Genomic DNA, 13,264 nt, shown 5'->3' on the forward strand with positions numbered 1-13,264 from the left:
AAAGGAGGACTCGCGCCCTCCTCCCCTTCGAGGATAATGCGCACTAAGGCAACAAGTTGCCAAGTGCTGTCCGCCCTGGACCCCACCCCTTCGCGGGTGGCTTCTGATTCCTCCCCTAAATGCGGGAGGATTTCTTTTTTAGATGCAAAGGAGGGTTATGCGCCCTCCTCCCCATTCGGGGACCATGCGCACTAAGGCAACAAGTTGCCAAGTGCTGTCCGCCCTGGACCCCACCCCTTCGCGGGTGGCTTCTGATTCCTCCCCTAAATGCGGGAGGATTTCTTTTTTTAGATGCAAAAGGCGGGCTTGTGGCTCGCCTTAATTTTTTCGGGGGAGTTTTTTTATTTGGTGTATTTCTTGTACTGTTCCTTAACCCAGTTGGCGTCGTGGGCGACGGTCTCGATTAGGACTTCGTCAATTGCCCCGTTCCAGGTTTCGGTGCTGACTTCATCGCCGCCGACACGGAAGGGAACCTTGCGCTTTAGGTCGTTGGGAACAAACTTCCACTCGGTGTAGTCGTCTCCTTTTTCATCCTTGAAGTGCATGACTTCGCCGTTCACATACATGCTGACTTTCTTGTTCCTGGAAATCAAAGCCAGGTGGGACCACTTGCCAACGGGAACGATGGAGGAGTCGCCGAAGTAGATGGCATAGGGATCGCCGGGGGTGCTCTTCATGGCAGTGAACCAGCCGGTGCAATGTTCGAAGTGCCACTGGAATCTGGAGGTACTGTCGCTCCAGTAGGCGCGCTGGCTGAATAGGATCTGGTGCTTTCCGTTGGTACCGTTCCACTTGGTCCAGAGCGACAGGGTGAAGTTGCCGCCGGTGGGGTCCAGGGAATCCAGGCTAATGAACTGGCCCGGCTTCAGCAGGATGGCCTTGCCCGAGACGCCTTCGACGTATTCGACCTTGGCTGCGGGAGTGGTGTCGTTGTCATAGACGGATTCGGAGCCGTCCATGGTTAAGAGTAAGTTGATGGCGCCATCGGAAGATGCGGGGGCGCTTGCTGAACTTGCGGGTGTCCAATCTTCGGATTCCGGGGCGGCGATTATAATGCCGTCGTGCCCCTTTTCGCTATAGTATTCCATCCTGCTTACGGTGAGCCAGCTTGTGTCTGCTTCCCAGAAGTTCATCTTGGGCAATACGTAAATCTGCTTTTCGCCGTAGGTGTTGAATTCCAGGTGGGATTGCAACTGACCGTTGTCAGAGGAGGCGCTGGTGTCGGAGTAGGTCAGGGTGATATCGCCAGAGGGCATGTCGTAGAAGATAAAGTAACCGTCTGCGTCCAGCTTGGTGGTGGCGTTGCTGCCTACGATGCGGACTATGCCGGTGTTACGGTCGGCAATCTGGCCGGAGTAAATCTTGTGCTGGGCGATGGTGACAGTCTGCTGTTCAGTGGATCTTGCGCTAATCTTGGGTTGAACCAGCTTTGCAAAACCGCTGCTGTCTCCGGCAGAGGCGAACAATACTGCGGCCTTGTTGCCATCCAGGTTCAGTTCGAACTTGCCCTCTGCGTCGGTTACAGTTTCTACGGAATCCTCGATGCCATCTTGTTGCCAGCTGTCATAGTAGGCTACAACACGGGCGCGGGCCACGGGGGTTCCCGCCACGTCAAGGACAATGCCTGTAGCTACGGAGTTTCCAATGTCGGTAACGCCGCCGGCCACATCGTTAGAATCGGAGCATCCGGTAAGTACGGTGACGCTAAATACGAAGGAGGCGATGGCAGCGCCAATCAGCAAGAATTTCAAATTCGGCATGTTCATTAGACCTTGTCCTCCTTTGAAACCTTCTTGCTCATGGGGAATGCTACCAGCATCATTTCATAGACTCGCTCCACGTTGGGGTCGTTGGCGGCGCGGGTGATGATCTTCTTGCGGGCTTCTTCCAGAACTTCGACGGCGTAGTCGTAGGAACTTTCGCTCATGGCCAACGTGGTGAATGCGGCGAATCGTTCCTGCTTGGGCTTGGATTCCACGGCGCCGATGGCGTGCTGCATATATTCGCGGCGGATCTGTCGCAGGGCCATGGGTGGGATGCGGGTGGCATCCAGCATCTGGGCGGTTTCCTCGAAACGGACTTCTCCATTGTCTGCGTCAACCTGTCTGATTATCCCCATTTCCTGCAAGTTCTTGATGGCTTCCCGTGCCTCTTCCGTGGTAATCTGGGGTTCCACCAGGCGGGCCAAGGTCATATAGTCGCCGTTCCAGTTAGAAGAAACGGCCAGTTCCCTGACGATGGGGTAGTACCATTTTGAAAAATAGACTTGCTCTCGGGTGGTGATGTGGGAAAATTCCAGCTGCTTGCGGATTTGCAGGATCTGTTCCCAGGCGTTTTCGCGTTCGTCTACCTGATGGGCCTGGTTGTACTGCACCAGCGCCTCGAAGTAGGACTTTTGCAGGGGCTCGAATTCCATGGCCTTGGCGATCTTCTCGATGGATTTTTGGGTCAGGTTGAACCGGCCACGAATCACGTTCAGGCAGTAGGAGCTGCTACTGAAGCCGGCCTTTGCCGCAAAAAAACGATGGGAGAAAACGGCCCGCATCTTTTTCTGTTCCTCGAAGTAATCTTGCAGGAACTTGCGGAAGTCGTCGTAGTCAAACAAACGTTCAAGAGCAATACTCATGAACCGTAAAATAAGCAAATTTTACACGCTGAAATCTTTCTTTTCGGTTATTTTTATGGAATGTCGGGTGTAAAACGTTTAATTTTGATAAAAAATTTTACACGTTTTGACAACTTACGTCAATTTCCCGCAACGCTATCCGCCGGTGACTGCGGCAACGGCTTTACATTGCCCTTTTCTGAAACGGGAACCTGGTTCACGAACTTCAGGGTGAATGACAGGGTGTAGTGCCCCTGGGTCGTCTTGGGGTACTTCTGCCTAGAGAGGGAACTCTTGACTTCGTTATTGAATCTGGGGTAGCCGGTGGTGGAGGCGATTTCGGTCATGCCGACTACGTCGCCACACACGTCGATCGTAACGTCCAGGGAGAGGCTGCCTTCGAAGCCGGGGTTCTGCTTCTGGAATTTCTTGTAGATGTAATTCAGGCCGTTGGTGCGGTCCTTCATGAATTTTTCGATTTCTGCCATGCCGCCTTCCATATTGCCGTGGACGGATATTTCGTCGACGGTGGGCATGATGACTGTACCGGTAAAGGATTCGGAAGAGTTGCTGTTGGCCAGTTTCTGCTGTTCCGCAAAGCCTTCAGGTACGACAGAGTAGTCGCGAACAATATTTCGGGGTTTTTTATGATTTCCAGTTATGGCCAGGACCAGCAAGGTGAGTCCCGTGATGAGGATTAGGCCACAAGCGAATTTCAAAGCGAATTTATTCATTATTACAACAATATAGGAAGTGTAGATAGTGAAAACAAGTTTACATATTTAAGACAAGATTGAACGTGAGAAATTTCACTTAATGGCAAAATAAAAGCCCGGGAGCAAAACTCCCGGACTTTCAATTTCAACCTCAGCCTTGCGGCTATTTGAACTAGACTCTATTTGAACTTGGCACAGCTTCGCAGTGCTAGATGTGGCGGTTATCAAATGCAAGTGCAAGCACTTGCGCTTGATAACCTATTTCATCTTTTTCATCATAGACTTGAGGAGGGGGTTGACCTTGGCGGGCTGAGCGGGGGCGTTGCGGTTGCCCTGGCCCGGAGTGCCCTTGCCTGCAATCTTTGCCTTGAGATCTGCGATGGTGGCGTGACCCTGGAGGCTGCCGCGGTTCTGACCATTGTCGCGACCGCCAAAGCCGCCACGACCGTTGCCCTGACCACGGGGACCGCCCACGCGCTGGCCACGAGGACCGCTAACGCCTGCACCGGCAACGCCATCCACCTGTTCCGTCTTCATGGAAAGGCTGATGCGCTTCAGCTTGGCGTCAACGGCAACAACACGGACCTTGACCACGTCACCCACGGTAAGAACGGTCTTTGCGTCTTCCACGAACTTGTCGCTGATTTCGGAAACGTGTACGAGGCCGTCCTGGTGAACGCCGATGTCCACGAAGGCACCGAAGTTAGCCACGTTGGTAACCACACCTTCCATCCAGCTACCGGTAATCAGGTCGTTGATTTCCTTGATCTTGTCGTCGAACTTTGCGTAACGGAATTCCTTACGGGGGTCGCGGCTGGGCTTCTGAAGTTCGCGCATGATGTCCTGCAGGGTTTCCTTACCCACTTCGTCGGAAAGGAATTCTTCAAGGTTGATGGCCTTGACTGCATCGGCATTGCCCACCAGTTCCTTCACCGGAACGCCAGCCTTTTCGGCCATCTTTTCGATGAGGGCGTAGTTTTCGGGATGGACTGCGGAATCGTCCAGCGGGTTTTCTGCACCCGGGATGCGCATGAAGCCTGCGGCCTGTTCGAAAGCCTTGGGGCCAAAGCCCTTCACCTTCTTCAGGTCTTCGCGGCTGGCGTAGGCGCCGTTAGCTTCGCGGTGCTTGACGATGGCTTCGGAAAGAGTATTGCTGAGGCCTGCAACGTGAGAAAGCAGCGGGGCAGAAGCGCTGTTCACATCCACACCCACCATGTTCACGCAGGATTCCACCACTTCGTCCAGGCGCTTCTTCAGTTCGCGCTGGTTCACGTCGTGCTGGTACTGGCCCACGCCAATGGACTGGGGGTCAACCTTCACCAGTTCTGCCAGCGGGTCCTGCAGACGGCGGCCGATAGAGATGGCGCCGCGGGTAGTAACGTCTTCCTTGGGGAATTCCTGGATAGCGATCATGCTTGCGCTATAGACTGATGCACCAGCTTCGGAAACGATAACGCGGGGCGGAACCTTGCCCTTGAACTTTGCTGCCATTTCGGCGCAGAAGGCGTCGGTTTCGCGGCTGGCGGTACCGTTACCGATAGCGATCAAGTCAATCTTGTACTTGTCGATGAGGCCCATGAGGTAAACTGCAGAGGCGGCCTTGTCGTTCCAGGGTTCGTGGGGCTTGATAATGCCGTGGTCCATGAACTTGCCGTTTTCGTCAAGTACGGCAACCTTACAGCCAGTACGGAAACCCGGGTCGAGAGCAAGCACAGCCTTGTGGCCGGCGGGAGCAGCCAGCAGAACGTCCTGCAGGTTCTTGCTGAACACCTTGAAGGCTTCTTCTTCGGCGGCGTCCTTCAAAAGCAGACGGACTTCGCTTTCCATGCTGGGAGCCAGCAGGCGGTCCCAGGCATCCTGGCACATAGCTTCAAGATAGGGGGTCCAGGTGGTGTTGCCCTTGATGACGTTTGCCTTCAGGTAGCCAACCATTTCTTCGTTGGGAACTTCGATGGAAAGGCGGAGCACCTTTTCCTTTTCGCCGCGGCGCAGGGCCAGCATACGGTGAGACGGAATCTTGCTCACCTGTTCGCTAAAGTCGTAGTAGTCCTTGAACTTGGTTTCTTCCTTTTCGAAGTCCTTCTTCACCTTGGAAATCATGACGCCAGTCTTTTCCACCTTGCTACGGAGGTACTGACGGAATTCGGTGTTGTCTGCAACTTCTTCGGCCAGAATGTCGCAAGCGCCCTTGAGTGCAGCCTTCGGATCTGCCAGGCCCTTTTCTTCGGACAGGTAGATGAGGGCGATCTGTTCGGCGGTGTTGCCGGTTTCTTCCTGAGCCCACATGAGGCGAGCCAACGGTTCAAGACCCAGTTCCTTTGCGATGGTTGCGCGGGTGCGCTTCTTGGGCTTGTAGGGGGCGTAAATATCTTCCAGCAGGGTCTTGTCCTTACAGGCTTCGATCTGAGCCTTCAGTTCCGGTGTAAGCTTGCCCTGTTCTTCGATGCTCTTCAGGATGGTTTCCTTGCGGTCAACCAGTTCCTGCAGATAGTCGCGACGGTGGCTGATGTCGCGGAGTTCAATTTCATTAAGGGTGCCCGTCTGGTCTTTACGGTAGCGGGCGATAAAGGGGATGGTACCACCCTGGTCCATCAATTCAAGTGCCTTGGAGACACGCCATACTTCCAGGTTCAGTTCTTCGGCAATAACAGCAGAAAAATCCATAATTCTAATTCCAGTTTGATTTATAGGGTCCGGCAGCCTTTAACTAGGAGTCTCGGCCTAGGCCCTGGTTTACAACAGCTCCCATCAGGGGAGTAAGGGAGAATATAACAATAAAAAATGACACTGGAGTGTCATTTTTAGGTTAAAGGTTAAAGGTTAAAGTCTTTCCACTTTAACCTTTACACTTTACACTCTATTATACATGTTCTCGTAATATTTTTCGTATTCACCGCTAGTAATATTGTCCAGCCATTCCTGGTTGTCCAAGTACCACTTCACGGTCTTCTCGATACCTTCCTCGAACTGGAGGGAAGGTTCCCAGCCGAGCTCGCGCTGCAACTTACTACTATCAATGGCGTAGCGGGCGTCGTGGCCAAGACGGTCGGTAACGTAAGTGATCAAGTCCATGTCTTCGCCGACCGCGCGGCCGAGGAGCTTATCCACAGTCTTGATGACCACCTTGATGATGTCGATGTTTTTCCATTCGTTGAAACCGCCGATATTATAAGTTTCGGCAATCTTGCCATTGTGGAAGATAACGTCGATAGCGCGGGCGTGGTCTTCGACAAAGAGCCAGTCGCGAACGTTTTCGCCCTTGCCGTAAACCGGCAGCGGCTTCTTGTGACGAATGTTGTTGATGAACAGCGGGATCAACTTTTCCGGGAACTGGTAGGGGCCATAGTTGTTGGAGCAGTTGGTCACGATGGTAGGCATGCCGTAGGTGTCGTGGAAGGCGCGGACGAAATGGTCGGAGCCAGCCTTGGATGCACTATACGGAGAATGGGGAGTATACTTGGTGGTTTCGTAGAAGAAGTCGTCACCGTATGCCAGATGGTGTTCAGAGCTGGAGGCAGTGGTGGTAAACGGCGGTTCGATACCTTCCGGATGGTTCATCTTGAGGGCACCGTAGACTTCATCAGTAGAAATATGGTAGAAGCGCTTGCCCTCGTACTTTTCGGGCAGGGATTCCCAATAAAGCTTTGCGGCCTGGAGCAGAGCCAGGGTGCCCATGACGTTTGTGCGGGCGAAGGTGAACGGATCCTTGATGGAACGGTCCACGTGGCTTTCTGCGGCCAGGTGAATAATACCGTCGATCTTTTCGTCCTGCATCAGCTTGTAGAAGGCGTCGAAGTCGCAGATATCCATCTTCACGAACTTGTAGTTAGGCTTGCCTTCGATGTCCTTCAGGTTGGCCAGATTGCCTGCGTAAGTCAACTTGTCCAGGTTGATGATGTTGTATTCGGGGTACTTATTCACGAAAAGGCGTACTACATGGCTTCCGATAAAGCCTGCGCCGCCGGTAATGACAATATTCTTCATATCTTATAATATAAAAATGAGAATTGTCTATTGTGACAACCTTTTGTCAATTTTCCTATACATTTTGACGGCCTGTTTGGACAAAAACCATTTTTTAGGTTAATTTTATGCTACAATCAATAAAAATTTAAGGTGGAAAACATGAAGACAAGTTTACTGCGTTCAATTTTTGCGGGCTCCTTGCTTGTGCTTGGGGCTGCCGGTATGGCGTCCGCACAGAGCGGTATGGCTGGTGGTCAGGATGGTCTGCATCAGATTGGTGCCAATACCCTCGGTCAATGGAATGTGTCGTTCGGTCTCGGCGGAAATGCATCTCTGGACTGCTGGTCCATGGCTGCCGGTGGCGAAATGCACGACAAGAACGGCGACCGTTTTGTGCTTAACGATGAAGCTGTAGCTCTTTCCGGAAATGTAAATCTGGCCATGGGTTTTACCAATTGGCTGGACTTGGGTGTTGTCCTTCCTTTTAACATGGATATTGTTGGCGACCACGAAGACCGTTTGAGCGACTCCGATATGCGCTCTCCGGGTCTGGGCGATTTGGAAGCCTGGTTCAAGGTTCGCGCTGTCGGTAACGACGAATCCCTGTTCAAACTCGCTATTCTGGGTCAGCTCTATGCTCCCACCGGTAGCGAAGATGCCGGTGTACGTCCCCGTCACGCTTGGTACCTGAGCAAGCACGATACCAAGCCTTACACCGCAGGTGACTTTGCCTTTGGTGGTGGTCTCGTTTTCACCTTTGACTTTAACAGCGTTGGTGCTCCTCTCCGTTGGAATACCCAGGCTAGCTATATCCGCGTAGTGGATCATAATGAGTCTGATGTTCTTTCCTATAGCACCGGCTTTAACTTTTCTCCCATCAGCCTCCTGGACATCTTCCTGGAACTCTCCGGCGAAATGCACCTGGATGATGACGTAGCTCCCATTGATCCTACGGTTGATCCGCTCCTGATTACACCGGGTGTGCGTTTCCATGCCGGCAAGAATATGGATATTGCTTTGGGTGTGGATATTGCCGGACGTATGTTCAAGAACCTGGACTTTACTGCTGACAAGGATCTCAAGGGCAAGGAAGGCTTTGACGTTCGCAATGATGTGGGCGATGGTGAAGTCTATACCTACAAGTATTCCTCTACTCCTATTGTTTCTGGCTCTCTCTCCTTTGTCTGGCGCTTTGGCAGCAAGGTGGATAAGCCCGAAGTTAACGTAGACTCCCTGATCCAGGCCCGTGCCGATTCTCTGGCCAAGGTGAAGGTGGATTCTATCATGGCAACCATCGACACTACCACCAAGATCGATACTGTTGCTAAGGTCGACACTATTGCCAAGGTTGATACCATTGCCAAGGTCGATACCGTCGCCAAGATCGACACAATTACCACTGTTGACACCATCAAGGTGATTGACATGGTGGCGGACTCCGTGAACAGAGCAAGACTTGATTCTGTCGCCGCAGTCAATGACTCCCTGGCCAAGCTCTCTGGCGACGATGACAAGGACGGCGTTCCCAACATGGTCGACAAGTGCCCGGGTACTCTGCCTGGCCTGAAGGTCGGTGCAGATGGTTGCGAAGTGGATACCGATGGCGATGGCGTTGTTGATTCTCAGGATAAGTGCCCGGGATCTAACGAAGCTGCTCCGGTTGACGCAAACGGCTGCGAATTCGACGACGACGGTGACGGCGTTGTTAACGCTCAGGACCTGTGCCCCAGGACCATTAGCGAAGCTGCCGTTGACGGCGATGGCTGCCCCACTAACAAGAATGAAGACCTGGAATACCTCCAGTCTTTGGTGACCTTCAAGAAGGGGACCGCCAAGTTCAATAAGGGTGCAACCAAGGCTCTCGATCAGCTGGCTGGCATCATGCTCCACCGTGATAACCTGCGCATTGAAATCCAGGGCCACGCCGATGACCAGAAAACTTCTGAAAAGAACAAGGATATGTCTCAGAAGCGTGCAGACGCCGTTGTAGACTACCTGGTTAAGAAGGGCGTTCCCTCTAAGCACGTTCGTGCCGCCGCTTTCGGTGATACTCAGCTCCTGGTTCTCCCCAAGACCGACAAGAAGGGTAAGAAGAAGGCCAAGAGCAACCCGAAGAACAACCGCGTTGTGTTTGCTTCTCACGTAAAGCAGCCCAAGAAGACTGAAGCCGCTCCGGCACCTGCAATGACTCCGGCTGCTCAGCCCGCTGCCGCTCCGGCACCCGCAGCTCAGCCTGCAGCTCCTGCTCCGGCTGCTGAAGCCGCTCCTGCAGAACCTGCTGCCGCTCCTGCCGCAGAAGCTCCTGCTGCCGAAAAGCCCGCAAAGTCCAAGAAGGCTGCTAAGGCTTCCAAGAAGTCCGCAAAGAAGCCTGCTAAGAAGGGCAAGAAGAAGTAATCTGGCTGTTCACCCCGAGACTCTCGGGGGCGGCTAAATAGCAGAAAAGCCTCGCCTTAAAAGCGGGGCTTTTTGCTTTGTTACAAAATCGTTTGACGGCCTTACTTGCCGTTCACACTGTCAATGTATTTCTTGAAGCCTTCTACACCCAGCGTGTACATGTCTACGAACTTCGGGGCGAAGGGAGGATTCTTGCGATTGTGCATGCCCAGGGCGTCGTGCATTACCAGCACCTGTCCGTCGGTAAACTTGCCGCCGCCAATGCCGATGGTAACGCCCTTCACCTGCTGAGTGATAGCCGTACCCAAGGCTTCGGGAATATGCTCCAGCACCATCTCGAAACAGCCCAGCTCGTCGGTGAACTTCGCCGCCGCCATGATGGCTGCCGCCTCTTCGTCGGTCTGACCCTTCTGCTTGAAGTTCGCCGCAGTCTGGGGCAGCAAACCATGATGGGCGCAAACCGGAACATCGTGGGCGCGCAAAAATTCAATCACGCCTTCGGGCGTACCTTCCAGCTTGATGCTGGCGGCCCCAAGATCCAGGAATCGACGGGCGTTGTCATAAGCCGTTTGCGGATCCTTGTCGCTTAAATAAGGCATGTCGGCCACAACGTGGGTGTTTGGCGCGCCACGGCAAACCGCCGCCACGAAAATCAGCATCTCGGCCATACCGATCTCGCTGGTTTTCTTATAACCTAACATGGTGTTGGCCAGACTATCGCCAACAAGAATCTGGTCTACGCCTGCAGCCTCCGCCATTTGCGCGAAAGCGTAGTCGTAAGACGTAATCATTGAAACCTTTTCACCACGGGCTTTCTTTGCCATTATGTCGACTGGACTGAGCATAATTTCCGAATCTCCTGTAAATACGCTAGTGAATGAATCTCTTTTAAGAAACCGATATGATTCCGCAGGTAGGCCAGGAGCGCATTTTCTACGAATACGCGGGCGAACCCAGCAGACTTTAAAGATTGGGCAGGGGAGTTGGGGTAAGTTCCGCCCCTAAGCTTCCATAAACCCAGCAAAGTTTCGGGCTTGGCCCTGACAGAATCCACGCCCAGGCAGGCCTTGCAAATCAAGCCTCCCGTTTCAGGATGAAAGTCCGCCGCCGGCTCTTCTAGAGGGCGTTCGCAACGGCTGCAGACATCCAGATCCAGGTGGTAACCCCACAAGTCGCAAGTATCCAGCAGCCACCGGGCGAAAACCTCATCCGAAGGCACCCTTCGCGGCTGCAGTTCTTCCCGCGATTCAGTCGCGGCGCCGTTGGAGCCTTCGCCAGAATTCAAGTCCCTAAGCGCCTGTTCCAACAGTTCGAACTCGTCTTGCAGCGGCACCCCCTGGGGAGCGTACCTCAGCAGAATCTCGGTCATCACCTGGGCCACCGCCTGATTCATCAGGTCCGCCCTTAAACCCGCATGCCAGTCAAGAAGCGTCGCTTCCTTTATGAACTGCAAGTCCCCGCCACCCGCCTTCTGTGGATTCTGGTTAAAAACCACCTCGCACAGCGACAGCGGATCCATAGCGCCCTTAAAAGGAGACTCCTTGCGTTTGCCTCCCTTTACGATAAACGAAACCACGCCGCATTCCTGGGTTAAAACCTTCACGATCCAGCTGGAATCGCTATAAGGGAACCGGTGCAGCACAATGGCCCGGGACTTGACAATCATAATCGCGCAGCCCGCTCGAATGGCCGGATTCTACTTAGCCGGGAACGGAGGCCAGCCCATCACCTGACCGCCAACCACATGCAGATGGATGTGGAAAACAGTCTGGCCTGCGTCAGCCTTGCAGTTGAACACGAAACGTGCGCCGGATTCTTCGAGACCAAGCTCCTTGGCGATACGCTGAGCCTGGAACAAAAGCTTACCCACCAGTTCGCAGTCTTCGGCCTGCATATCCATGATGCTGGAAATATGCTTCTTGGGAATCACCAGGAAATGAACCGGGGCCTGGGGGGCGATATCGTAGAAGGCGAACACATCGTCATCTTCGTAAATCTTCTTGGAAGGGATTTCACCCTTGATAATCTTGCAAAAAAGGCAGTTTTCACTCATAGTGACTATATAATAGAAAATAAAGGAGGATTCCAGTAAAACATCATTCCGAACTTGTTTCGGAATCTCGTCTAATTTCGGACTATTGCCTTGGTGTGAAATATTCGATTGATCCGATGCAAGGCGCTTAAAAAGAACTTTTGGAATGCTATTTATCGTACCGCTGGGGATAAAAAAATATTTTGATGCGGATTCGCAGGATGCAACGCGCTTAAAAGGAACTTTTTGAGGGCTATTTATCGTGCCGATGCCGGTTAAAAGAACTTTTAACCCGCTTTTGTCGGATGCAGGGCGAATCAAAAGAAATTTTTAGGCGGTATTTATCGTGCCGATGCCGGTTAAAGGAACTTTTAAAGCCCTTTTGCCGGATGCAAAGTGGATAAAAAGAACTTTTAATTCGCTTTTGTCGGATACAAAGTCAATCAAAAGATATTTTGATGCGCTATCGATCGTGCCGATGGAAATTAAAAGATATTTTGATGCGAATTCGCAGGATATAGGGCGGTTTAAAAGAACTTTTTGAGGGCTATTTATCGGATCGAGTGCATTTTGAACGAAAGCGTAAAATGGGAATTGTGTGAAAAACTTCACAATATTCCAAATAAGAATAACTTTTTCTCACATTTTTTTTATGAATGCCTCACACAGATGAAAAATATTTGTATACTTAAGTCCATCAAAAAAATTGAGGAAATCCCCCGTTTTTTAAGAAATTTAGACGGTTTTGGAAGACTTCTTTTGGTACAAAGTAAAATTTCATGACAGTTCTATGACAGAAACGTGAAAAAACTTTGACAAAAGTGCAAAAAAGTTTGACAAAACTATTGACTTTCGAAAAAATTGAGGTATATTTATCAATGTAAACGAGAGTAAACACTCTGAAACGCAAACGCTTCAAGAGCTGTGAATCTCAAAAGAATGTGTCACAATAACAAGGAGTACACTATGAAGAAGCAAGGTTTTACCCTTATTGAATTGATGGTCGTGATCGTTATCATGGGCATCCTGGCCGCTGTTGCAGTACCTAAGCTGTTCGGCATGATCGCAAAGTCCAAGGCCTCCGAAGTCGGCCCCGCAGCCGGTGAATACGTGAAGTTGCAGGACGCATACGTTGCTGAAAAGGGCATCCGCGTTGGTAACTGGAAGGAAATCGGTTACTTGATGAAGAACTCTTCCAACTACTACTACTGTGACCAGGCTAAGGGCACTGCATGTACTTCTGGCAACAATCGTGATGGCCATGGTTCTACCGGTACCTTCGTTGATTACGATTTTACCGCAACCTGGACTGCAACTAACATTGCAACCCTGAATGATTGCAACGCTAATAGCAACTGGTCTTTGACCACTTCTGGCAACTCCTCTGCAGGTGGTTTGGTTACTTATACTGCTACTGTTGATAATCAGGATAACGTTGCTGGTGGTAGCTGCGAAGTTCTTACTCCGAACTTCCTCCGCCTCCACACTGCATCCTAATGTTAACGGATAAAGTTTTAAAGGCTTCCCCATTTGGGGAAGCCTTTTTTGGTA

11 protein-coding genes are annotated in these 13,264 nt (G+C 51.8%); 2 read left to right on the plus strand and 9 right to left on the minus strand.

Features of this window, described 5'->3' with window-relative positions; all coding sequences use genetic code 11:
- Positions 1-341: 341 nt before the first annotated feature.
- The 5 genes from BUB94_RS00895 to BUB94_RS00915 form a co-directional block, all read right to left on the minus strand.
- Positions 342-1,766: a LamG-like jellyroll fold domain-containing protein gene (locus tag BUB94_RS00895; protein WP_073233465.1), complete on the minus strand. Its 1,425-nt coding sequence runs from the start codon at positions 1,764-1,766 to the stop codon at positions 342-344.
- Positions 1,766-2,626: a TIGR02147 family protein gene (locus tag BUB94_RS00900; RefSeq protein WP_073155497.1), complete on the minus strand. Its 861-nt coding sequence runs from the start codon at positions 2,624-2,626 to the stop codon at positions 1,766-1,768. Before BUB94_RS00900 ends, BUB94_RS00895 begins: the two co-directional genes overlap by 1 nt.
- 119 nt (positions 2,627-2,745) lie before the next feature.
- Complete coding sequence (locus tag BUB94_RS00905) at positions 2,746-3,339, minus strand: AgmX/PglI C-terminal domain-containing protein (RefSeq protein ID WP_073233467.1); 594 nt, start codon at positions 3,337-3,339, stop codon at positions 2,746-2,748.
- Positions 3,340-3,579: 240 nt separating this feature from the next.
- The gene (locus BUB94_RS00910; RefSeq protein WP_073233469.1) at positions 3,580-5,985 is read right to left on the minus strand and encodes a Tex family protein; all 2,406 of its coding nucleotides are present in this window, start codon (positions 5,983-5,985) and stop codon (positions 3,580-3,582) included.
- Between the two features lie 186 nt (positions 5,986-6,171).
- The gene (locus tag BUB94_RS00915; RefSeq protein ID WP_073233471.1) at positions 6,172-7,305 is read right to left on the minus strand and encodes a dTDP-glucose 4,6-dehydratase; all 1,134 of its coding nucleotides are present in this window, start codon (positions 7,303-7,305) and stop codon (positions 6,172-6,174) included.
- 141 nt (positions 7,306-7,446) lie between these two features.
- Between BUB94_RS00915 and BUB94_RS00920 the strand changes: the two genes are divergently transcribed.
- On the plus strand, positions 7,447-9,681 hold the full coding sequence (locus BUB94_RS00920; RefSeq protein WP_139260088.1) for an OmpA family protein: 2,235 nt from the start codon (positions 7,447-7,449) through the stop codon (positions 9,679-9,681).
- Between the two features lie 101 nt (positions 9,682-9,782).
- Here BUB94_RS00920 and panB read toward each other — a convergent pair whose 3' ends face one another.
- The 4 genes from panB to BUB94_RS16310 form a co-directional block, all read right to left on the minus strand.
- Positions 9,783-10,505: a 3-methyl-2-oxobutanoate hydroxymethyltransferase gene (panB, locus tag BUB94_RS00925; protein WP_254793623.1), complete on the minus strand. Its 723-nt coding sequence runs from the start codon at positions 10,503-10,505 to the stop codon at positions 9,783-9,785.
- Positions 10,505-11,347 carry a DNA repair protein RecO gene (gene recO, locus BUB94_RS00930; protein ID WP_254793624.1) on the minus strand — a complete coding sequence of 281 codons (843 nt, stop codon included), beginning with the start codon at positions 11,345-11,347 and terminating at the stop codon, positions 10,505-10,507. Before recO ends, panB begins: the two co-directional genes overlap by 1 nt.
- A gap of 30 nt (positions 11,348-11,377) precedes the next feature.
- Positions 11,378-11,734 carry a histidine triad nucleotide-binding protein gene (locus BUB94_RS00935; protein ID WP_073155514.1) on the minus strand — a complete coding sequence of 119 codons (357 nt, stop codon included), beginning with the start codon at positions 11,732-11,734 and terminating at the stop codon, positions 11,378-11,380.
- A 309-nt stretch (positions 11,735-12,043) separates the two neighbouring features.
- Positions 12,044-12,325 carry a hypothetical protein gene (locus BUB94_RS16310; protein WP_139260089.1) on the minus strand — a complete coding sequence of 94 codons (282 nt, stop codon included), beginning with the start codon at positions 12,323-12,325 and terminating at the stop codon, positions 12,044-12,046.
- 354 nt (positions 12,326-12,679) lie between these two features.
- On the opposite strand from BUB94_RS16310, the gene BUB94_RS00950 reads away from it, so the two are divergent.
- Positions 12,680-13,210 carry a type IV pilin protein gene (locus BUB94_RS00950; RefSeq protein WP_073233480.1) on the plus strand — a complete coding sequence of 177 codons (531 nt, stop codon included), beginning with the start codon at positions 12,680-12,682 and terminating at the stop codon, positions 13,208-13,210.
- Positions 13,211-13,264: the final 54 nt, after the last annotated feature.

This window comes from Fibrobacter sp. UWH9, from assembly GCF_900129715.1.
Lineage (GTDB): Bacteria > Fibrobacterota > Fibrobacteria > Fibrobacterales > Fibrobacteraceae > Fibrobacter.